Consider the following 17,886-nt stretch of genomic DNA (forward strand, 5'->3'; position numbering starts at 1 on the left):
TAAGTCAGGCAGTTGACTTAAACAAGTCGGCGAGGCAAGCTGGAGAAACAACCACACGGAGGTGATGGCCTGTGACCGATGGTGATCAACTTGTCCGGTACCCGATTCCGCCCGTCGACGCGATCGAACCCCCGCCCGAGTGGGAACGGCTCCGGCAGCAGTGCCCGGTGGCGCACGTCCAGCTGCCCAGCGGTGACGAGGCGGCGCTGCTCACGCGGTACGACGACGTACGGCAGGTGCTGTCCGACCCGCGGTTCGCTCGTACGGCCGAAGGCGCCGCGCGGGTGTCCGCCGAGGGCGCGGGTGTCTTCGACCGGCGGCGTCCCGGTGTGCCGCAGTCCGGGGACGGGCATCAGCGCTGGCGGCGGATGATCACCAAGTGGTTCACGGCCAAGCGGATGGCAGCGCTGCGGCCCTCGATCGAGGCGATGGCCGACGAGCTGGTGGACGGCATGATCGCCGGTGGACAGCCTGCGGATCTGAAGGCCGCACTCGGGTTTCCGTTGCCGGTGTGGGTGATCTGCGAGCTGCTCGGCGTACCGGCCTCCGACCGGGAGCGGTTCTCGTACTGGTCCGACACGTTCCTCAACCTGACCCGGTACTCGGCCGCCGACATGGAGGCCGCGCATACCGAGTTCGCGGCGTACATGGCCGGGCACGTCGAAGCGAAGCGTGCCGAGCCGGGGACTGACCTGCTCAGCGACCTGATCACCGGGACGGACTCGGCCGGCGAGAAGCTGAGCGACGACGCGCTGGTCTCGACCGGGATGGGTCTGCTGATCGCGGGCCACGAGGCCACCACGAACATGATCGGCAAGATGATGGCGATGCTGCTCGCCGATCGCACCCGCTGGGAGCAGTTGCTCGCGGATCCGGCGCTGGTGCGTACGGCGGTCGAGGAGGCGTTGCGGTACGACGCCAACGCCGGGTTCGGGATGATCCGCTACGTCACCGAGGAACTCGAGCTGTCCGACGGCACCCTGCCCGCCGGCACGACCACGGTGTGCAGCATGGCGTCGGCGAACCGGGACGAGCGCGTGTTCTCCGATGCCGCCGAGATGGATCTGAGCCGCAGCCCGAACGTGCACCTGGCGTTCGGCGCGGGGCCGCACTCGTGTATCGGGCAGTCGCTCGCGCGGACCGAGTTGCAGGTCGTACTGGAAGTGTTGTTGCGTCGGTTGCCGACATTGGCGCTGGCAGTGCCGTCTGCGGAACTGCCCCTGGTCGAGGGGCTGCTCGTCGGCGGACTGCGGGAGGTAAGGGTGATCTGGTGATGATGGCGAAAGAGGTCCGGGCCGCGCGGGTGAACGCGACCCGCGAGCTGATCCTGGCGACCGCGGAACGGATGTTCGCCGAACGCGGCGTGCACGACGTGTCGAACCGGCAGATCAGCGAGGCTGCCGGGCAGGGGAACAACACCGCGGTCGGGTACCACTTCGGGACCAAGACCGATCTGGTGCGGGCGATCGTCCGCAAGCACGCCGAGCCGGTCGAGGCGCGCCGGCGGGAGTTGCTGGCGGAGCTGGGCGCTGATCCTGACGTCCGGGATTGGGTGACGGTGCTGGTGCGGTCGGCGACCGATCACATGGGCAGCTTGGGTACGCAGAGCTGGTTGGCGCGGTTCAGTGCGCAGCTGATGAACGATCCGGCGTTGCGCGAGATCCAGCTGGAGGAGTCGCGCAACTCGCCGTCGCTGACTCGGGTCGTCGACGGACTGGCTTCGCGGCTCGCGGACCTGCCGCCTGAGGTACGGCTCGAGCGGGGTGACATGGCGCGTCATCTGATCATCCAGATGACGGCCGAGTTCGAACTCGCCCGCGCCGAGGGGCGGCCGACCGTTCGCGCGACCTGGGAAGAGATGGCGGGCGGGTTGATCGACGGGATCGTCGGCATGCTGACCGCTCCGGTCACCACATGAGCGTCCTGATCGTCGGTGCCTCCGCCGCCGGGCTGACCACCGCGGAAACCCTACGACGCAAGGGCTTCCGCGGTCGGCTGACCATTCTCGGCGCCGAGTTCCACCCACCGTACGACCGCCCACCTCTGTCCAAACAATTCCTCCACGGCACCTGGGACGAAACCCGCACCCACCTCCGCCCAAGCTCGATTCTGCAGGCCCTCGACGCCACCTTCATCCTCGGCGACCCCGCAATCACCCTCAACAACCACACCATCCACACCACCACCGGCCGCTCCCTAACAGCCGACCACCTGGTGATCGCCACCGGCCTAACCCCACGCACTCTTCCCGGCCCACCCCTGCAAGGCGTCCACATACTCCGCACCCTCGACGACGCCACCGCCCTCCGCAAGTCTCTCGCCGAATGTCGTCGGGTGGTGGTTGTGGGGGACGGGGTGCTGGGGGCGGAGGTTGCCGCGACTGTGCGCAGGCTTGGGCTTGGGGTGACGTTGGTGGGGCCGCAAGCCACGCCTATGGAGGCTCAGCTCGGAGCTGTTGTCGGGGGATTGCTGGGAGAACTGCACAGTTCTGAAGGCGTTGAGCTTCGGATGGGTTCTGCGGTGGATGCGCTGGTTGGGGTGGACGGGCGGGTGACGGGGGTGCAGTTGGCGGGTGGGGTTGTGTTGCCGGCTGATGTGGTGGTGGTTGCGTTGGGGGCTGCGCCTGCTACTGGGTGGTTGGAGGGGAGTGGGCTGCGGGTGGAGGACGGGGTGGTTTGTGATGAGTACTGCGCCGCCGCGGACGGGGTCTACGCGGCGGGAGATGTGGCGCGGTGGTCGTACGAGGGAAAGCTTGTGCGGTTGGAGAACCGGACCAACGCGACCGAGCAGGGGATGTGCGTCGCCGCGAACATCCTCGGCGAACGGCAACCGTACCGACCGGTGCCGTACTTCTGGACGGACCAGTTCAGCACCAGGATCCAGGTCCACGGCCGCCCGGCCGCCGACCTGACCATTGCTGAGGGCAACATCAACGAACGGTTCGTCGCGCACTACCGCGAAGCCGGCCGCGTCGTCGGCGTCCTCGGCTGGAACGCACCGAAACAAACGAGAGCACACCTACGCAACCTTTCTGGGGAAGGAACCGTATGAGCACTCCGGTTTATCCGATGACGCGGGCAACAGGCTGCCCGTTCGACCCGCCGCCACAGCTGCGTGAACTGCAGGACGAGGCGCCGATCGTCAAGGTCGACAGCTTCGGGAAGAGCGCCTGGCTGATCACGCGGTACGACGACCAGCGCAAACTGCTGGCGGATCCGCGACTGAGCTCCGACGTCACCAAACCCGGCTACCCGAGCCCGACCGGCGCACCGCCGCGCAAGGACGGCGTCGGGATCGGGTTCATCCTGATGGACGACCCGGAACACGCGCGGCTGCGCCGGATGGTGACCGCGCCGTTCATGATCAAGCGGATCGAGGCGATGCGTCCCGGTATCCAGCAGCTCGTCGACGAACTGATCGACGACCTGCTCGTCGGACCGAAGCCGGTCGACCTGGTGGAGGCGTTCGCGCTGCCGGTGCCGTCGCTGGTGATCTGCCGGCTGCTCGGCGTCCCGTACGCGGACCACGACTTCTTCCAGCAGAACAGCAAGAACCTGATCCGGATGTCCGCGACCCCCGAGGAACGCGCCGCTGCGCACGGCAACCTCGCGACGTACCTCGACAACCTGGTCGGCGAGAAGCTGGAGAACCCGGGCGACGACCTGCTCTCCGGGCTGACGGACCGGGTGAAGTCCGGCGAGCTGACCCGCCAGGACGCGGCCGGCATCGGTGTACTGCTGCTGATCGCCGGGCACGAGACCACCGCGAACATGATTGCCCTCGGCACCCTCGCGCTGCTCGAACACCCGGAGCAGCTGGCGGTACTGCGGGACACCGACGACCCGAAGCTGGTCGCGGGCGCGGTCGAGGAACTGCTGCGCTACCTCAACATCACCCACAACGGACGGCGTCGCGCCGTCCTCGAGGACATCGAACTGCACGGTCAGGTACTGAAGGCCGGCGACGGCGTGATCCTGCCGAACGACATCGGCAACCGGGACCCGTCGGTGTTCGCGGATCCGGACGCGCTGGACCTGACCCGGGACGCGCGCCGGCACGTCGCGTTCGGGTTCGGCGTCCATCAGTGCCTCGGGCAACCGTTGGCGCGGGTGGAACTGCAGGTCGTGTACAGCACGCTCTACCGGCGGATCCCGACGCTGCGGCGCGCCGTACCGCTGGAGGAGATCCCGTTCAAGCACGACGGCGCCGTGTACGGCGTCTACTCGCTTCCCGTGACGTGGTGAAAGGACAACCGATGAAGGTCATCATCGACCAGGACAAGTGCGTCGCCTCCGGCCAGTGTGTGACAGCCGCCGCGGACGTGTTCGACCAGCGCGACGAGGACGGCATCGTCGTACTCCTGAACGACAACCCGCCCGAGGAACTCGCCGCCGACATCCACCAGGCCGCCGCGGTCTGCCCCGCGCTGGCGATCGTCGTCGAGGACTGATCAGCTGAAAGCAGAAGCGTTCCGGTCCGCCCATCCGCGGAAGCTGCGCGCGGGCCGGCCGGTCACGTCCTCGACCGTCGTGGTGACGAGCTCCGACCGCGGACGGCGTTCGGCACTACCGATCAGCGCTTCGACGAGCGCCGCCGGCCGCCCGTCCGCGAGCAACTGGGCACGCGCATCGTCGTACGGCGTCGGCTCGAACACCAGCTGCCGATGCAACACGTCGCCGAGGATCCGTACCTGATCGGCCCGGCTGAGTACGTCGGGCCCGGTCAGGGTGAGGGTGCTGCCGGGTTGCGGGTCCCGTAGTACGGCGGCCGCGACGGCGGCGATGTCCGTGGGATCGATCACCGCCGTGGCCGCGCTGTCCGGACCACGGACGACGTCCCCGGCGCGGAGCTGCCCCGCCCAGCCGAGCGCGTTGGACGCGAACGTGTCCGCCCGCAGGATCGTCCACTCCAGCCCGGACGCCTGCACGGCGGCCTCGAGGTCGGCGTGCAGCCGGGTGATCGGATCGGTGTCCGCCCCGAACCGCACGGCCGACGACGACAGGTACACCACCCGGCCGGCTTCCGCCGCGATCTTCTCGAGTACCGCCGTCGAGCCCCCGGACGTGAGGAACGGCCAGACCAGGAACACCGATTCGACGCCGGCGAAGTCGAGCGTCGCGGGCTCGCCGAGGTCGGCGCCGGCGCCACGGTCGAGGGTGCGGGCGTCCGGTAGCAGGGCGGCGAGTTCACGGCCGACGTTGCCGGTGGCGCCAGTCAAGAGGATCACGTGAGCCGCAACCTGCGCTGTCGGCACGAGTATTCCCGGCTAGTGTGGTGTAGATGATCAACGGTGCGCATGTGATCGTCTACAGCACTGATGCCGAGGCGGATCGGGCGTTCTTCCGGGACGTGCTGGAGTATCCGTCGGTGGACGCCGGCCACGGCTGGCTGATCTTCAAGTTGCCGCCGGCCGAAGTGGCAGTCCATCCGTCCGAGGCGGCATCGCACGAGTTGTTGTTGATGTGTGACGACCTCGAGCAGACGATGCGCGACCTGACGGCCCGCGGAGTGGAGTTCGTGCGCCCGGTCGAGCGGCAGCGGTGGGGAGTGCTGACCGCGTTCCGGTTGCCGGGTGGCGGCGAGGTCGGGCTGTACGAGCCGCTGCACGAGCGGGCGCATGATCTCTGAGTTCCGGATCGCGATCCCTGATGCGGACGTTCTCGATCTGCGCGAGCGGCTGCGGCGGGTTCGTTGGCCGCGCCAACTACCTGGTGGTTGGGAACGCGGCGTGCCGGTCGACTACCTGCGGCACGTGGTCGAGCGGTGGCTGACGTACGACTGGCGAACGTGGGAAACGCGGCTGAACACGTTTCCCCAGTACCTGACGGAGATCGACGGACAGACCGTGCACTTCCTGCACGTCCGTTCGCCCGAACCGGATGCGTTGCCGCTCCTGCTGACCCACGGGTGGCCGGGATCGGTCGCGGAATTCCTCGAGGTACTCGGGCCGCTGACCGATCCGGCCGCGTACGGCGCGGACCCGCACGATGCGTTCCACGTGGTCGCACCGTCCGTCCCGGGACACGGTTTCTCGGTGCCGCTGACGGACGGGTGGAACCACGGTCGGATCGCCCGCGCTTGGGTGGAGTTGATGCACCGGCTGGGCTACGAGCAGTACGGCGCGCAAGGTGGTGACACGGGGTCGGTCGTCTCGCCTCTCGTTGGGCAACTGGCTCCCGCGAACGTTGTCGGTGTGCACATCAACGGAGGACTGGCGTTTCCGGCGGACGTGCAATCGGGCGACCTGGTGACCGACGCCGAACGTGAACGCTTGGCGGCAGCGGAGCGATTGCGGGCAGTCGGGACCGGGTACGCCGACCTGCAAGGAACGCGGCCGCAAACGGTTTCTTTCGGGTTGAGCGATTCACCCGTCGGCCAGCTGGCGTGGATCCTGGAGAAGTTCTGGGAGTGGACCGATCCGGCTCGTGCGCTTCCCGAGGACGCGGTCGATCTCGACCACCTGTTGACCGACGTGTCGATCTACTGGTTCACCAACACCAGCGCGACGTCCGCCAACCTGTACTACGAGAACCGGCGCGCGACCGACGACCTGCGCCCCGGCGTTCCGACCGGAGTCGCAGTGTTTCCGACCGATCCGGCGATCCGCCGCGTACTAGACCGCAGGCACAACATCGTCCACTGGTCGGAGTTCACCCGCGGCGGGCACTTCGCCGCGCTCGAGGCTCCCGACCTGCTCGTCGACGACGTCCGCGCGTTCTTCAGGCTGATCAGGTAGGCGGGCCGGCGCGACGAACAGCAGCAACGTCCCGTCCCGTTCGACCGTCGCGTCCGGCCAGCGTCGCCGGACCATCCGGATCGAACGTTCGTTGGCCGCGCTGACCACGAACAGGAAGTACCGCGCCCCGGCCGCGATCGCGTCCGCGGCAGCGACCGCCAGCATCCGCACCCCGAGACCGCGACGCTGCTCGTCCTCCGCGATCACGGCGGCGAGTTCGGCGGTGGCAGAGCCCGGAGCCCAGGCCCACATGGCATGTCCGACGATCGTGCCGCACCGCGTCGCGACGAACGCGGCACCGGTCGGGCACAGCATCCGGAGCAGCAACGCGGCCCGCGGCGGCGTACCGATCGCGGTCTGGAACCGGAAGTAGCGGCTGAGGTCGGTCAGCCCGGTGAGCATCCTGGCCAGCTCGTCCGCGTCGGGTTCGCCGGCGCGGCGGACGAGTGGCGGTCCCGTCTGAGTCTGGTTCACGGATTCAGCCTTGCTGGCTTGGCTGAGTCTGTCAAGCGGACTTATCATCGGTTACATGGGCGTTGCGCTGAACGAACAGGTGCCGGAAGCGATGAACTGGTCCACGGAGAACTGCACGATCTCCCGGACGATGGACATCCTCGGCGACAAGTGGACTTTTCACGTCCTGCGTGAGCTTTTCGTCGGTGTGCGCCGCTTCGAGGACATCCGGGCCCGGGCGGGCGTTCCGCGCCAGGTGCTGACCGAGCGGCTCGCGGCGCTGATCGAACGCGGCCTGATCCGCCGCCACCCGTACCGGCTGCCAGGACAGCGTGAACGCTCGGAGTACCGGTTGACCCAGGCCGGGATGGACCTCTACCCGGTGCTGGTCGCGATGGTGCAGTGGGCCGACGAGTACCTCCCGCTCGACGCCGGCCCGCCGATCGAGCCCCGCCACCGCGGCGACTGCGGCGAACGCGTCACCGTCGTGATGAAGTGCGAAGCCGGCCACGAACCGGCGCCCCGCGAGGTCGCCTTCCGCGCGGGCCCGGGAGCTCAGCGGCGTTAGTTCGATCCCTCGTCGAGGCGTTCGATGGCCTGACGGATCAGGGACTCGGTGTCGCGTGGCTGCGCCGCGGTGATCGACACGGCGTCCATCGTGACGACGTACGTGTCGAGTTCCTCGCGCTTGTCGAGGTAGACGGCACTGGTCAGGTGCTCGATGTAGACGATGTCGGGCAGGTCCCCGTCGTTGAACCGGAGCAGCGTGAACGCGCCGCCGGTCGCGGTGTACCCGCCCTTGTCGAACGGGATGATCTGCAGCGTGACGTTGTGCCGCCGGGCCGCCTCGATCAGGTACTCGAGCTGGTGGCGCAGGACCTGCGGGCTGCCGATCGGACGGCGCAGCACGGACTCGTCCAGCACTGCCCACAGGCGCGCGGGTCGTTGCCGCGTCAACACTTCCTGGCGGCTCATTCGCAACGACACAAGGCGATCCACCTCGGACTTCGGCAGCGGGACGTCCTGCCGGCCGAGCTGGATGACGGACCTGGCGTACTCCGGTGTCTGCAGCAGGCCGGGGACGTACTGCAACTCGAACGTACGAATGAGGTCGGCCGCCATCTCCAGGCCGAGGTAGGAGTGGAACCACTGCGGCGTGAGGTCGTCGTACCGCTGCCACCAGCCGGGGTTGTTCGCGTCCCGGGCGAGCGAGAGCAGCCGGTCGCGCTCGACCTCGTCCTCGAGTTTGTACAGCGTCAGCAGGTCGTCGACGTCGCGGACCTTGAAGCCGACCCGGCCGAGCTCCAGCCGGCTGATCTTGGACTCCGAGCCGCGGATCGCCCAGCCCGCGTCGGTCCGGCTCACGCCCGCGGCTTCGCGCAGCCGGCGCAGGTGCACCCCGAGCATGATGCGCAGGGCGGTCGGGCCGCCGTACGCCTCCGACTCGGTCACCTCTGGCCTCCCAGGCGGCAGTGGTTGGGTGTGCAGCAGTTGATCATTTCATAACGGGTCGTAACTATGTCCAGACGCACGCGCCGACACGGTGTGTTCAGCGCGCCGTACTCTCGGTAGAGTCTGTCGCACTACGCACCCATTCACTCTCTGCGAGGTTCACCGATGGTCGATGCCACCAAAGCGCCAAGCTCGATCCCGGTCGGTGTCGACACCAGCCGGGCCAGTATCGCCCGGGTGTACGACGCCTTCCTGGGCGGCAAGGACAACTTCGAGGTCGACCGCGAGGTGTTGCGTGGGGTTCAGGCCGCCGCGCCGCAGGCGCAGGACCTGGCCTGGTCGAACCGGAACTTCCTGATCCGCTCGTGCCGGTTCCTGGCCGGCCAGGCGGGCATCACGCAGTACCTGGACTGCGGATCCGGTCTGCCGACCGCCGAGAACACCCACCAGGTCGTGCAGCGGATCCAGCCCGAGGCCAAGGTGCTCTACATCGACAACGACCCGGTGGTGCTCGCGCACGGCCGCGCGCTGCTCGAGGAGAACGAGAACACCCTGTTCGTCAGCGCGGACATCTTCGACCCGGACGAGGTGCTCAGCCACCCCGAGGTCCGCAAGTTCCTCGACTTCGACCAGCCGATCGCCGTGATGCAGGCCGGCACGCTGCACCACTACATCGGCGACGAGGGCGCGCAGATCATGCAGACGTACGTCGACGCGGTCGTGCCCGGGTCGTACACGGTGATCTCGCACTTCTACGACCCGGAGACTCCCGAGCACTCGGCGGTCGCCCAGAAGATGGAGGAGAAGTTCATCCACAGCCCGATGGGCAGCGGCCGGTTCCGCACCCGCGCGGAGCTGATGACGTTCTTCCCGGACCAGGAGCTGGTCGCACCGGGGCTGGTGCTCTGCGACGACTGGTGGCCGGACGGCCCGCGGCTCAAGCCGCTGAACCAGGTCGAGGAGTGCATCGTCGGCGGGGTCGGCCGCAAGCTGTGAGCTCGTAGCACGGGGCGCCCTGGTCCAGGGCGCCCCGTTTCTGTTGTCAGAACGTCCAGCGTTGCCCGGCCGAGTTGTTGCAGGTGGCAACGGTCACCGGGTTGCCCAGGGCAACTGGTGCGGTCAGGCAGCGACCACCCGTACGGATCGTGCCGTCGCCGGGCTGGGTCCACTGCTGGTTCGTGCCGCCGTGGCAGCCGTACAGGATCACCGCGCCGGCCTGCGTCGCGCTCGCGTCCAGGCAGGCGAACTCGGCGTGGAACGTGGTGTTCTCGGCGTGCACCCAGTTCTGGTTGCCGCCGCCGGTACAGCTGTAGAGCAGGATCGTCGTACCGTCGGAGCCGGAAACGTCGAGACAGCCGCCGCTGCCGCGGATGTCGCCGGACGCGGAGTTTCCGATGCCGTTCTCCTGGACCGCGGTCGACCCGTTCAGCGTGACCTGGCTGTCGGCGGCGCAGCCGGTGCTCTCCGACGTCCCGGTGAAGTGCGCGGTCAGGCTGCCGCTGGTCGGGGCGCTCATCGTCAGCTTCGAGTACGGCTCGTCGTCGCAAGTGGCCTTGTCGTTGTTCCAGTCGAAGTACTCGGTCCAGCTGACCATGCCCGACGTACTGATCGTGTTGCCGGATCCGGTCTGCAGGCTGCCGAGCTTGAACGACGTACCGGCGGTCACGTCGCGGACTGTCACGCCGTACCACCCGCTGCCCTCGCTCGCGACGTCGAACGCGTACGTGTGACCAGGGGTGGGCGCCTTGTCGAGACGGCAACTGCCACCGGTGCCGTCCTCCTGGAACTTGATGCAGTAGGTGCCGGCGTCGCCGACCTTCCACGCGGTGGAGTTCCAGAGCGAGTACAGGAACATGCCGCCGCCGTCGCGGTGCATCTGCATGCCGGTATACCCGCCGACGTCGCCGCCGGTGAAGCCGAACTGGTTGGCCCAGTAGACGTTCGCGCGGCCGGGCGAGTTGTCGATCGTCATCCGGAACTCGGCCTGGGTTAGCGAAGCGGTGTCGAACGTGTAGTTGACATAGGTGCCAGGCGTGACACCGACGGCCGATGCGCTACCAGGGACCAGTGCGGCGGCGAGGGCCAGCAGGGCGCAGAGCAGTAAGGACTTGAGTCTCATCAGGCTTCCTCCGGGCGAAGTGGGGCGGTACTTCGACTGCGAGAGCTCTCCTCGACGATGATGCGCAGAACTGCTCGCGGATGTCCAGAGGTGAGCAGTTAACGTTACAGGTGATCGAAAGTGGGCGGCGTTTGTGAAGGTGGTGGTCGGGCACCGAGAGTGAGATGACCAGTGCAGTGGAACGGATCGGGACGGGTCGCCGTGGGCCGTTCCTGGTGACGGCTGCCGCGTTGTTCGTGTTGCTGTTCGACGGGAACCTGCCGACACCGCTCTACGGCGTCTATCGGGAGCGGTTCGGTTTCTCCGGGACCGAACTGACGCTGATCTTCGCCGTCTACATGGCAGTGCTGGTGCCTTCGCTGATGGTGTTCGGGCAACTGTCGGACCAGGTCGGCCGGCCACGGGTGTTGATCGGCGGCCTGAGTCTCGGCGCGGTCGGGCTGATCCTGCTCGCGGTGGCTCAGAACACCGCGTGGCTCTTCGCCGGCCGGATCGCCGCCGGCATCGCGCTGGGTGCCACCGCGGGTACTGCGGCCGCCGCGCTCGTGGAGTTCGAGCCGGACGACGACCGGGGCAAGGCCGCCCTCGCCACGGTGCTGGCACAGAGCGGCGGCAGTGCTGCAGGGCCGCTGGTGGCCGGTGCGCTCGCGGAGTGGGCGCCGTACCCGCGGCAACTTCCGTACGGCGTCGGACTCGTCCTCACGGTCCTCACGGCGTTCGCAGTGTCACGACTGCCGCGCGAACCGGTGAGCGGGCGATGGCGGCCGCAACGTCCCTCCGTACCAGCTGAGATCCGGGGCGACTTCGTTCGGGCGAGCCTGAGCGGTGCAACCGTCTGGGCGGTCGGTGGACTCTTCCTGTCCGTCGTCCCGTCGTATACGGCGCAGCTCCTGCACAACCACAACCTGGCCTTGCTCGGCGCCGTCGCGGCGATGATGCTGGCCGCGGCGTGTGCGGTCCAGGCCGTCTCGGTTCGCCTGCAGTTGCCGCCGCGCACGGCCCAGCCTGCAGGCCTCGTCTCTCTGATCATCGGCCTCGCGGCCCTCGTCGGCGCCTTCCCGGCGAAGTCGCTCGTACTGATCGTCGCCGCGGCATTGTTCGCCGGTGCCGGTTTGGGGCTGACGTACTTCGGATCGCAGACGGAGGTCAACCAGCTCGCGCCGGGCGGCCGCCGTGGCGAAGTGACGGCGGCGTTCCTGACCTGCGTGTACCTGGGCGTGGCCACGACGGCCATCTCGACGGGTCTGCTGAGCGATGCGTACTCGCTGCCGACCGCCATCGCCATCGTGTGCGGCGTAGCCGGAGTGACCGCGCTCGCTGCTGTCGGGTGGCAGCTCAGGCGTCGTTAGACATGCTCCGAGACGAGCGTTGCGGAGGTGTTCTCCTCGAGGGCCTGGAAGATGTGGGGGAGGTCGCCGGGATAGGCGATGTAGTCCCCGGGGTTCAGCTCGACGGGATCGTCGAGCGGGCCGACCAGAGCGCGGCCGGAGCCGAGGATGACGTGTTCGACGACGCCGGGCATGTGCGGGTCGGACTTCCGGCCGGGGCCGGGGGAGGCGACGATCCGGTACAGGTCGCGGCGGGCGTTCGGCGGGCTGGACGCGACCAGGGTGGCGCTGTACTGCGCCTGGTCGGAGTAGATCACCGGGCCTTCGCCCGCGCGGATGATCTGGACCTTCGGGCGGGGTGGGTCGAGCAGCGCGGCGAACGGGGTGTCGAGCGCGACCGCGAGCGCCCACAGGGTTTCCACGCTCGGGTTGCCGGTGCCGGACTCCAGCTGGGACAGCGTGGACTTGGCGACCCCGGCGCGTTTCGCGACCTCCGTGAGGGACAGGCCGGCGCGAGCGCGGTGCCGGCGCAAGGAGGCGGCGATGACGTCTAGCGGTGCTCGGCTGCTGTCCATCGATACTGTTCGCTCCATCGGTCCATTTGTTCGGCTTGACGAACGGGCGGGCTGGTGTTCATCATAATGCCCATGCGTTCGATCTGGCGAACACTCGACCGTGGGCTGGCCCGCGACATCGCACTGGTGTGCCTGGCCGACGGCGTCGTAGGGGTCTCGTACGGCGCGATCAGTGTCGGTGGCGGGCTGCCGTTGTGGGTTCCGATCCTGCTGTCGATCGTGGTCTTCGCGGGGGCGTCGCAGTTCCTCTTCGTCGGGATCGTCGCGGCCGGTGGCAGTCCGATCGCGGCGATGATCGCGGGCCTGCTGGTGAACAGCCGGCATGTCGCGTTCGGGCTGGCGGTCAGCGACGTGATCGGCAGCGGCTGGCGGCGGTGGCCCGGCAGCCACGTGATGACGGACGAGAACGTCGCGTTCGCGATGAGGCAGGACGAGCTCGACCAACGGCGGGCGGCGTACTGGGCCGGTGGCATCGGCATCTTCGTGTGCTGGAACGTCGGCGTGGTGATCGGCGGCCTGGCCGGTTCGATCATCACCGACACGGACGTGTTCGGCCTGGACGCCGCGTTTCCCGCCGTACTGCTCGCGCTTGTCCTTCCCTCACTGCGTGATCGCCGCACGCGGACGGCAGCTCTCGTCGGCGTCGTCGTCGCCTTGGCCGCAACGCCTTTCCTGCCCGCGGGTCTCCCGGTGCTGCTCGCACTGGCCGGCCTCCTGTTCTACCGAGCCGAAAAGCCTGCTCTCGAGGAGGTAACCCGATGACCAACACTCCGTTGATGCTGGCCGGCATCGGAGTACTTGCCGTAGGCACCTTTTCGCTGCGCTTCGCCGGTCCCGCACTGCGGAGCCGCTTCGAGGTCCCGGAACGCATCCAGCAACTCCTGGCGGTCGCCGCGATCGTCCTGCTCACGGCGTTGGTCGCCACGTCCGCGCTGACGGACGGCCATGGCCCCGCCGGCATCGCCCGCCCCGCCGGGGTACTGGTAGGCGGCGTCCTAGCCTGGCGCAAGGCGCCCTTCGTACTGGTGGTGCTAGGCGCCGCCGCAACCGCAGCTGGCCTGCGCCTACTCGGCGTTCCGTAGCCGCTGGCAGGTTGTTTGACCGGTGACGTGTTGCAGGGCGTCAGCCGTCACATAACCCGCCAGCGGCCGCGGTAGTACCGTGCAGCCATGACGATGGATCCCGCGGCGCCCAAGAAGTCGGTCCTGCCGGTGATCGGGATCGCCTGTTTCGTGATCGGTGTGCTGCTGGCTGGGTTCTTCGCGTGGCGGATCGTCGTCACGGCGCCGCGGACGCCGCAGCCGATCGAGAACGGGCGGGTGCACCTGAAGCAGGAGGGCCTGACGATCTACTCGTCGATCCCGGTGCTCGGGCCGCCGTGCTCGGCGCAGGACGCGAACGGGAACGACGTACCGCTGAAGAAGATCCGCGGGTCGGAGACGATCACGATCAACGGCCGGAGCTGGTACGTCGTCTCGCGGTCGGCGAAGACGGTACCGGCCGGGGACTACAGCATCTCCTGCACCGACGACGAGACCAGCGCGACCTACGCCGCCGGCCCGAAGTCGTCGGTGCTCGCGTTCGTGGTGTCGATCCTCGGCACGGTGTTCTCGCTGCTGGTCTTCATCGGTCTCGGTGTCGTGTTCCTCACCATCGGCCTGATCCGCCGCAACCGCGGCCGCCGGCCCACCGGCACCTTCCCCACCCAACCAGGTGCCCCAGGCAACTATCCGCAGCAGCCCTATCAGCAGAACCAGAACTTCCCGCCGCCCCCGCCGTACCACCCAGGCCCGAACCCCGACCGCCCACAGGACCGCTGACCGATGGACCTCGACTGGCCCGGCTGCCGCAACGTCCGCGACGTCGGCGGCCTGCCCACGGCCGACAGGCGCGTGCTCAGGTCCGGTGTGCTGATCCGCTCCGAGAGCCTGCAGTACCTGACCGATGCGGGCGTCGAGGCGGTCCGGCAGGCGGGCGTGGGCAGGATCCTCGACCTCCGCGGCGACGGCGAGGTGGCCGCGTTCCCGACCCCGTTCACCGGGACCCCGCTCGCCGTACACCAGTCATTGGTGGATCCGGCCGACCCGGACCACGGACAGCCGACGATCGTCGAGGCCTGCACCTGGATGCTCGACCAACGCCCTGAGCTGTTCGCCGCCGCCGTGAAAGCGATCGCCGACGAACAGGACGGCGCGGTCGTCGTGCACTGTCATGGCGGCAAGGACCGCACCGGCATGGTCGTCGCCCTGGCGCTCAGCGTGGCCGGCGTACCCGAGGACGAGATCGTCGCCGACTACTACCTGACCCGGTCCCGGCTGGCGCCGTGGCTGGAGGAACAGCTCGCGGCCGAACCGGACACCACGAAACACCCCGAAATGATCGAGTTCCGCGACACCCGGGCCGAGTCGATCGTCGCGATCCTGCGCCATCTGGACACCAAGTACGGCGGGCCGGAGGCATACCTGCGGGCCGGTGGTATCACTGATAGCGACCTCAGCAACCTGAAAGCCCGCTTAGTGGGCTGACCTGCGTCACGACCCCGTCACGGACCGCAGTACATTGCTGCAATGCCGACCGCCGCAACGCCGACCGGAGTGTCCGATCCGGCGGCACTGGCCGAACGCTACGGACTCTCCAGGAGCTCGATCCGCCCGCCGCTCGGCTCGTACCTTCGCGAGCTGTGGAGCCGTCGTAAGTTCGTCGTCAGTTACGCCACCGCACGCACCTACGCCATGTACGCCGGAGCCCGCCTGGGCTCGATCTGGCAGATCCTCACGCCGCTGCTGAACGCCGGGGTGTACTACCTCGCCTTCGGTGTGCTGCTGGGAACGAAGAACGGGATCGACAACTACGTCGCGTTCCTGCTCAGCGGGGTGTTCGTGTTCACGTTCACCCAGCGCTGCATGACCGAAGGATCCCGCTCGCTGGCGCTGAACCTGTCCCTGATCCGCACCCTGCACTTCCCGCGCGCCACGCTGCCGCTCGCCTACGTGCTGAACGAGCTGAACCAGATGCTCATCTCGATGGCGTTGTTGTTCCTGGTCGTGGGTTTCACCGAAGGTCCCACCTGGCGATGGCTGATGATCGTCCCGGCGATGCTGCTGCAGGTGATGTTCAACGTCGGCATCACGCTGGTCTTCGCGCGGATCGGTACGTTCGTGACCGACATCAGCCAGTTGCTGCCGTTCATCACGCGGACCTGGCTGTACGCGTCCGGGATCTTCTTCTCGCTGCCGTACAAGCTGTCCCAGCTGCACGCGCCGGGCTGGGTCGTCCAGGTGCTGGCGTTCAACCCGATCTCGGCGTACATCGACGTCGTCCGGCGGGCGTTGCTGCACGAGCACCTGAAGAACGAGCTGCCGCACGCGTGGTCGATCGCGACCGTCTGGTCGTTCGTGATGCTGGCCGGCGGACTCTGGTACTTCTGGCGGGCGGAGGATCGCTATGGCCGTGGTTGATTCAGGGGCTGAACCGACGGTTATCGCCGACCAGTTGGACATCATCTACAAGGTGATCGCCGGTCAGGGCGGCAAGGGTACGGCGGCGACCGCGCTGCGCCGGATCATCAAGCACCAGGACCGGCCGACGATCCGCGAGGTGCACGCGGTCAAGAACGTCAGCTTCATCGCGTACAAGGGCGACGCGATCGGCGTGATCGGCCGCAACGGTTCCGGCAAGTCGACGATGCTGCGCGCGATCGCCGGCCTGCTGCCGCCCGCTTCCGGCGTCGTCTACACCGGCGGCCGGCCGTCGCTGCTCGGTGTCAACGCGGCGATGATGAACGACCTGACCGGCGAGCGGAACGTGGTCCTCGGCTGCCTCGCGATGGGCATGTCGCCGGCGGAGACCCAGCGCCGGTACGCCGAGATCGTCGAGTTCTCGGGCATCGGCGACTTCATCGACCTGCCGATGTCGACGTACTCGACCGGTATGCAGGCGCGGCTGAAGTTCGCGATCGCGTCCGCGAAGACGCACGACATCCTGCTCGTCGACGAGGCGCTGGCCACCGGCGACGCCGAGTTCCGGGTCCGGTCGGAGCGCAAGATCAAGGAGCTCCGCGACCAGGCCGGCACGGTGTTCCTGGTCAGCCACAGCCTCGAGGTGGTCCAGGAGACCTGCAACCGCGCGCTGTGGCTGGACGCCGGCGTGCTCAAACTCGACGGCCCCGTGGACGAGGTCGTCGAGGCCTACATCAGGTCCACCAGAGGCGGGTAGCTAGGCGGCCTTCGGGCGTTCGCGGAGGCCGATCAGGAAGCCCAGGCCCCAGGAGATGTGCATGGTGGCGCAGACCAGCGGCATCCAGAACAGCGCCTTCCAGGGCAGGTAGCGGCCTTCCATCGCGGAGCCGAAGATCAGCAGCAGCGCGTACCCCAGCGGGGCCAGGAACCCGACGTCGAGCCAGCTGACGCCGGTGGCCAGGCCGATGATGCCGAGGATGGTGCCGACGGCCAGGCCGATCACCGCGACCGGCGGCGCCAGGTAGCGCTTGCTGGCGGTCTCCGGGTGCCGGCGGATCACCTCGCGGCGCCACTGGCCGGTGAGGAAGAACTGCTTCGCGACCGCGGACAGCGAGGACCGCGGCCGGTACGTCACCGACAGGTCCGGGCTGAACCAGATCAGCCCACCGGTCTTGCGGATCCGGTAGTTCAGCTCCCAGTCCTGGGCGCGGTACATGGTCTCGTCGAAGCCGCCGACCCGTTCCAGCGCGGCCCGCCGGAACACGCCCAGGTACACGGTGTCGGCCGGGCCGGCCTTGCCGCCCTGGTGGAAGGTGGACGCGCCCAGGCCGAGCCGGGAGCGGTACGCGCAGGCGACCGCCATCTCGGTCGGGGTCCGGCCCTCGGCGGCCATCACGCCGCCGACGTTGTCCGCGCCGCTCTCGTCCAGGACCTCGACCGCGCGGGTGATGTAGCCGTCGGTGAGCGCGCCGTGCCCGTCGACCCGGACCAGGATGTCGTGCTTGGCGTGCGCGATCCCGACGTTCAGCGCGGCCGGGGTCTTGCCGGTCGGGTTCGGCACGATGGTGATCCGGTGGTCCTTCTCGGCCAGCTTGTCCGCGATCTCCTCGGTCCGGTCCTTGCTCGGGCCGATCGCCAGGACGACTTCCAGCTCGCCCGGGTAGTCCTGGTCGAGGACGCGGCCGACCGCTTCCTCGAGGTGTCGTTCCTCGTTCAGCACGGGCATCACGACGGAGACGGGTGGCCAGTGGGACAGCGGCATATC

The 17,886-nt window shown here is 68.3% G+C and carries 21 protein-coding genes and 1 pseudogene; 16 read left to right on the forward strand and 6 right to left on the reverse strand.

The features are described 5' to 3' along the window. Window positions 1-71: 71 nt before the first annotated feature. The 5 genes from ACFYRU_RS27360 to ACFYRU_RS27380 are packed head-to-tail and all read left to right on the forward strand — an operon-like array spanning window position 72 to window position 4,450. Window positions 72-1,274 (forward strand): cytochrome P450, encoded by a 1,203-nt coding sequence (locus tag ACFYRU_RS27360; RefSeq protein WP_387663511.1) that lies wholly within the window; start codon window positions 72-74, stop codon window positions 1,272-1,274. After that, window positions 1,274-1,918 carry a TetR/AcrR family transcriptional regulator gene (locus tag ACFYRU_RS27365; protein WP_387666023.1) on the forward strand — a complete coding sequence of 215 codons (645 nt, stop codon included), beginning with the start codon at window positions 1,274-1,276 and terminating at the stop codon, window positions 1,916-1,918. The genes ACFYRU_RS27360 and ACFYRU_RS27365 overlap by 1 nt, the downstream gene beginning before the upstream one ends. Beyond that, window positions 1,915-3,051, forward strand: a complete 1,137-nt coding sequence (locus ACFYRU_RS27370) for an NAD(P)/FAD-dependent oxidoreductase (protein ID WP_387663513.1) — start codon at window positions 1,915-1,917, stop codon at window positions 3,049-3,051. Before ACFYRU_RS27365 ends, ACFYRU_RS27370 begins: the two co-directional genes overlap by 4 nt. Beyond that, entirely contained in the window at window positions 3,048-4,244 is a 1,197-nt protein-coding gene (locus tag ACFYRU_RS27375; RefSeq protein WP_387663515.1) for a cytochrome P450, read from the forward strand. Before ACFYRU_RS27370 ends, ACFYRU_RS27375 begins: the two co-directional genes overlap by 4 nt. An 11-nt stretch (window positions 4,245-4,255) precedes the next feature. Beyond that, window positions 4,256-4,450 carry a ferredoxin gene (locus ACFYRU_RS27380; protein ID WP_387663517.1) on the forward strand — a complete coding sequence of 65 codons (195 nt, stop codon included), beginning with the start codon at window positions 4,256-4,258 and terminating at the stop codon, window positions 4,448-4,450. Here the strand turns inward: ACFYRU_RS27380 and ACFYRU_RS27385 are convergent, their stop codons facing one another. Beyond that, the gene (locus tag ACFYRU_RS27385; protein WP_387663519.1) at window positions 4,451-5,227 is read right to left on the reverse strand and encodes a nucleoside-diphosphate sugar epimerase; all 777 of its coding nucleotides are present in this window, start codon (window positions 5,225-5,227) and stop codon (window positions 4,451-4,453) included. 53 nt (window positions 5,228-5,280) lie between these two features. On the opposite strand from ACFYRU_RS27385, the gene ACFYRU_RS27390 reads away from it, so the two are divergent. Both ACFYRU_RS27390 and ACFYRU_RS27395 read left to right on the forward strand, forming a co-directional pair. Then, entirely contained in the window at window positions 5,281-5,628 is a 348-nt protein-coding gene (locus ACFYRU_RS27390) for a VOC family protein (RefSeq protein ID WP_387663521.1), read from the forward strand. Next, a complete protein-coding gene (locus ACFYRU_RS27395) occupies window positions 5,618-6,736 on the forward strand; it encodes an epoxide hydrolase family protein (RefSeq protein ID WP_387663523.1) in 1,119 nt (372 codons plus the stop codon). The genes ACFYRU_RS27390 and ACFYRU_RS27395 overlap by 11 nt, the downstream gene beginning before the upstream one ends. Before the next feature lie 78 nt (window positions 6,737-6,814). Here the strand turns inward: ACFYRU_RS27395 and ACFYRU_RS27400 are convergent. Beyond that, window positions 6,815-7,258, reverse strand: a pseudogene (locus ACFYRU_RS27400) (GNAT family N-acetyltransferase); the annotation flags it as partial. A 7-nt stretch (window positions 7,259-7,265) separates the two neighbouring features. Between ACFYRU_RS27400 and ACFYRU_RS27405 the strand changes: the two are divergent. Further along, the gene (locus tag ACFYRU_RS27405) at window positions 7,266-7,757 is read left to right on the forward strand and encodes a winged helix-turn-helix transcriptional regulator (RefSeq protein WP_387663525.1); all 492 of its coding nucleotides are present in this window, start codon (window positions 7,266-7,268) and stop codon (window positions 7,755-7,757) included. Here ACFYRU_RS27405 and ACFYRU_RS27410 read toward each other — a convergent pair. Further along, window positions 7,754-8,641 (reverse strand): helix-turn-helix domain-containing protein, encoded by an 888-nt coding sequence (locus ACFYRU_RS27410; RefSeq protein ID WP_387663527.1) that lies wholly within the window; start codon window positions 8,639-8,641, stop codon window positions 7,754-7,756. The two genes, ACFYRU_RS27405 and ACFYRU_RS27410, sit on opposite strands and share 4 nt — an antisense overlap. Before the next feature lie 165 nt (window positions 8,642-8,806). Between ACFYRU_RS27410 and ACFYRU_RS27415 the strand changes: the two genes are divergently transcribed. Continuing rightward, window positions 8,807-9,637 carry an SAM-dependent methyltransferase gene (locus tag ACFYRU_RS27415; RefSeq protein ID WP_387663529.1) on the forward strand — a complete coding sequence of 277 codons (831 nt, stop codon included), beginning with the start codon at window positions 8,807-8,809 and terminating at the stop codon, window positions 9,635-9,637. Between the two features lie 46 nt (window positions 9,638-9,683). Here the strand turns inward: ACFYRU_RS27415 and ACFYRU_RS27420 are convergent, their stop codons facing one another. Then, window positions 9,684-10,760, reverse strand: a complete 1,077-nt coding sequence (locus ACFYRU_RS27420) for a ricin-type beta-trefoil lectin domain protein (RefSeq protein WP_387663531.1) — start codon at window positions 10,758-10,760, stop codon at window positions 9,684-9,686. Window positions 10,761-10,924: 164 nt separating this feature from the next. Here ACFYRU_RS27420 and ACFYRU_RS27425 point away from each other — a divergent pair, with 164 nt between their 5' ends. Beyond that, a complete protein-coding gene (locus ACFYRU_RS27425; protein WP_387663533.1) occupies window positions 10,925-12,109 on the forward strand; it encodes an MFS transporter in 1,185 nt (394 codons plus the stop codon). Here the strand turns inward: ACFYRU_RS27425 and ACFYRU_RS27430 are convergent. After that, complete coding sequence (locus ACFYRU_RS27430; RefSeq protein ID WP_387663535.1) at window positions 12,106-12,681, reverse strand: helix-turn-helix domain-containing protein; 576 nt, start codon at window positions 12,679-12,681, stop codon at window positions 12,106-12,108. The genes ACFYRU_RS27425 and ACFYRU_RS27430 overlap by 4 nt on opposite strands. A 54-nt stretch (window positions 12,682-12,735) precedes the next feature. On the opposite strand from ACFYRU_RS27430, the gene ACFYRU_RS27435 reads away from it, so the two are divergent. The 6 genes from ACFYRU_RS27435 to ACFYRU_RS27460 all read left to right on the forward strand — a co-directional run bounded on the left by ACFYRU_RS27435 (window position 12,736) and on the right by ACFYRU_RS27460 (window position 16,878). Next, the gene (locus ACFYRU_RS27435; protein WP_387663537.1) at window positions 12,736-13,425 is read left to right on the forward strand and encodes an AzlC family ABC transporter permease; all 690 of its coding nucleotides are present in this window, start codon (window positions 12,736-12,738) and stop codon (window positions 13,423-13,425) included. Further along, window positions 13,422-13,745 (forward strand): AzlD domain-containing protein, encoded by a 324-nt coding sequence (locus ACFYRU_RS27440; RefSeq protein WP_387663539.1) that lies wholly within the window; start codon window positions 13,422-13,424, stop codon window positions 13,743-13,745. Before ACFYRU_RS27435 ends, ACFYRU_RS27440 begins: the two co-directional genes overlap by 4 nt. A gap of 87 nt (window positions 13,746-13,832) precedes the next feature. Continuing rightward, window positions 13,833-14,483: a hypothetical protein gene (locus ACFYRU_RS27445; protein WP_387663541.1), complete on the forward strand. Its 651-nt coding sequence runs from the start codon at window positions 13,833-13,835 to the stop codon at window positions 14,481-14,483. 3 nt (window positions 14,484-14,486) lie between these two features. Then, window positions 14,487-15,188 carry a tyrosine-protein phosphatase gene (locus ACFYRU_RS27450; RefSeq protein WP_387663543.1) on the forward strand — a complete coding sequence of 234 codons (702 nt, stop codon included), beginning with the start codon at window positions 14,487-14,489 and terminating at the stop codon, window positions 15,186-15,188. Between the two features lie 42 nt (window positions 15,189-15,230). After that, on the forward strand, window positions 15,231-16,121 hold the full coding sequence (locus ACFYRU_RS27455) for an ABC transporter permease (RefSeq protein WP_387663545.1): 891 nt from the start codon (window positions 15,231-15,233) through the stop codon (window positions 16,119-16,121). After that, a complete protein-coding gene (locus tag ACFYRU_RS27460) occupies window positions 16,108-16,878 on the forward strand; it encodes an ABC transporter ATP-binding protein (RefSeq protein WP_387663547.1) in 771 nt (256 codons plus the stop codon). Before ACFYRU_RS27455 ends, ACFYRU_RS27460 begins: the two co-directional genes overlap by 14 nt. On the opposite strand, the gene ACFYRU_RS27465 is transcribed toward ACFYRU_RS27460, so the two are convergent. Beyond that, entirely contained in the window at window positions 16,879-17,883 is a 1,005-nt protein-coding gene (locus ACFYRU_RS27465) for a glycosyltransferase family 2 protein (RefSeq protein ID WP_387663549.1), read from the reverse strand. Between the last annotated feature and the right edge of the window lie 3 nt (window positions 17,884-17,886).

Source organism: Kribbella sp. NPDC004536 (assembly GCF_042873835.1).
Taxonomy (GTDB): domain Bacteria; phylum Actinomycetota; class Actinomycetes; order Propionibacteriales; family Kribbellaceae; genus Kribbella.

What these genes read in the sequence shown, in the direction of transcription:
- ACFYRU_RS27365 (WP_387666023.1), top strand. Translation starts at nt 1,274, where the DNA reads ATGATGGCGAAAGAGGTCCGGGCCGCGCGGGTGAACGCGACCCGCGAG.
- ACFYRU_RS27370 (WP_387663513.1), top strand. Translation starts at nt 1,915, where the DNA reads ATGAGCGTCCTGATCGTCGGTGCCTCCGCCGCCGGGCTGACCACCGCG.
- ACFYRU_RS27375 (WP_387663515.1), top strand. Translation starts at nt 3,048, where the DNA reads ATGAGCACTCCGGTTTATCCGATGACGCGGGCAACAGGCTGCCCGTTC.
- ACFYRU_RS27380 (WP_387663517.1), top strand. Translation starts at nt 4,256, where the DNA reads ATGAAGGTCATCATCGACCAGGACAAGTGCGTCGCCTCCGGCCAGTGT.
- ACFYRU_RS27390 (WP_387663521.1), top strand. Translation starts at nt 5,281, where the DNA reads ATGATCAACGGTGCGCATGTGATCGTCTACAGCACTGATGCCGAGGCG.
- ACFYRU_RS27395 (WP_387663523.1), top strand. Translation starts at nt 5,618, where the DNA reads ATGATCTCTGAGTTCCGGATCGCGATCCCTGATGCGGACGTTCTCGAT.
- ACFYRU_RS27405 (WP_387663525.1), top strand. Translation starts at nt 7,266, where the DNA reads ATGGGCGTTGCGCTGAACGAACAGGTGCCGGAAGCGATGAACTGGTCC.
- ACFYRU_RS27415 (WP_387663529.1), top strand. Translation starts at nt 8,807, where the DNA reads ATGGTCGATGCCACCAAAGCGCCAAGCTCGATCCCGGTCGGTGTCGAC.
- ACFYRU_RS27420 (WP_387663531.1), bottom strand. Translation starts at nt 10,760, where the DNA reads ATGAGACTCAAGTCCTTACTGCTCTGCGCCCTGCTGGCCCTCGCCGCC.
- ACFYRU_RS27425 (WP_387663533.1), top strand. Translation starts at nt 10,925, where the DNA reads ATGACCAGTGCAGTGGAACGGATCGGGACGGGTCGCCGTGGGCCGTTC.
- ACFYRU_RS27430 (WP_387663535.1), bottom strand. Translation starts at nt 12,681, where the DNA reads ATGGAGCGAACAGTATCGATGGACAGCAGCCGAGCACCGCTAGACGTC.
- ACFYRU_RS27435 (WP_387663537.1), top strand. Translation starts at nt 12,736, where the DNA reads ATGCGTTCGATCTGGCGAACACTCGACCGTGGGCTGGCCCGCGACATC.
- ACFYRU_RS27440 (WP_387663539.1), top strand. Translation starts at nt 13,422, where the DNA reads ATGACCAACACTCCGTTGATGCTGGCCGGCATCGGAGTACTTGCCGTA.
- ACFYRU_RS27445 (WP_387663541.1), top strand. Translation starts at nt 13,833, where the DNA reads ATGACGATGGATCCCGCGGCGCCCAAGAAGTCGGTCCTGCCGGTGATC.
- ACFYRU_RS27450 (WP_387663543.1), top strand. Translation starts at nt 14,487, where the DNA reads ATGGACCTCGACTGGCCCGGCTGCCGCAACGTCCGCGACGTCGGCGGC.
- ACFYRU_RS27455 (WP_387663545.1), top strand. Translation starts at nt 15,231, where the DNA reads ATGCCGACCGCCGCAACGCCGACCGGAGTGTCCGATCCGGCGGCACTG.
- ACFYRU_RS27460 (WP_387663547.1), top strand. Translation starts at nt 16,108, where the DNA reads ATGGCCGTGGTTGATTCAGGGGCTGAACCGACGGTTATCGCCGACCAG.
- ACFYRU_RS27465 (WP_387663549.1), bottom strand. Translation starts at nt 17,883, where the DNA reads ATGCCGCTGTCCCACTGGCCACCCGTCTCCGTCGTGATGCCCGTGCTG.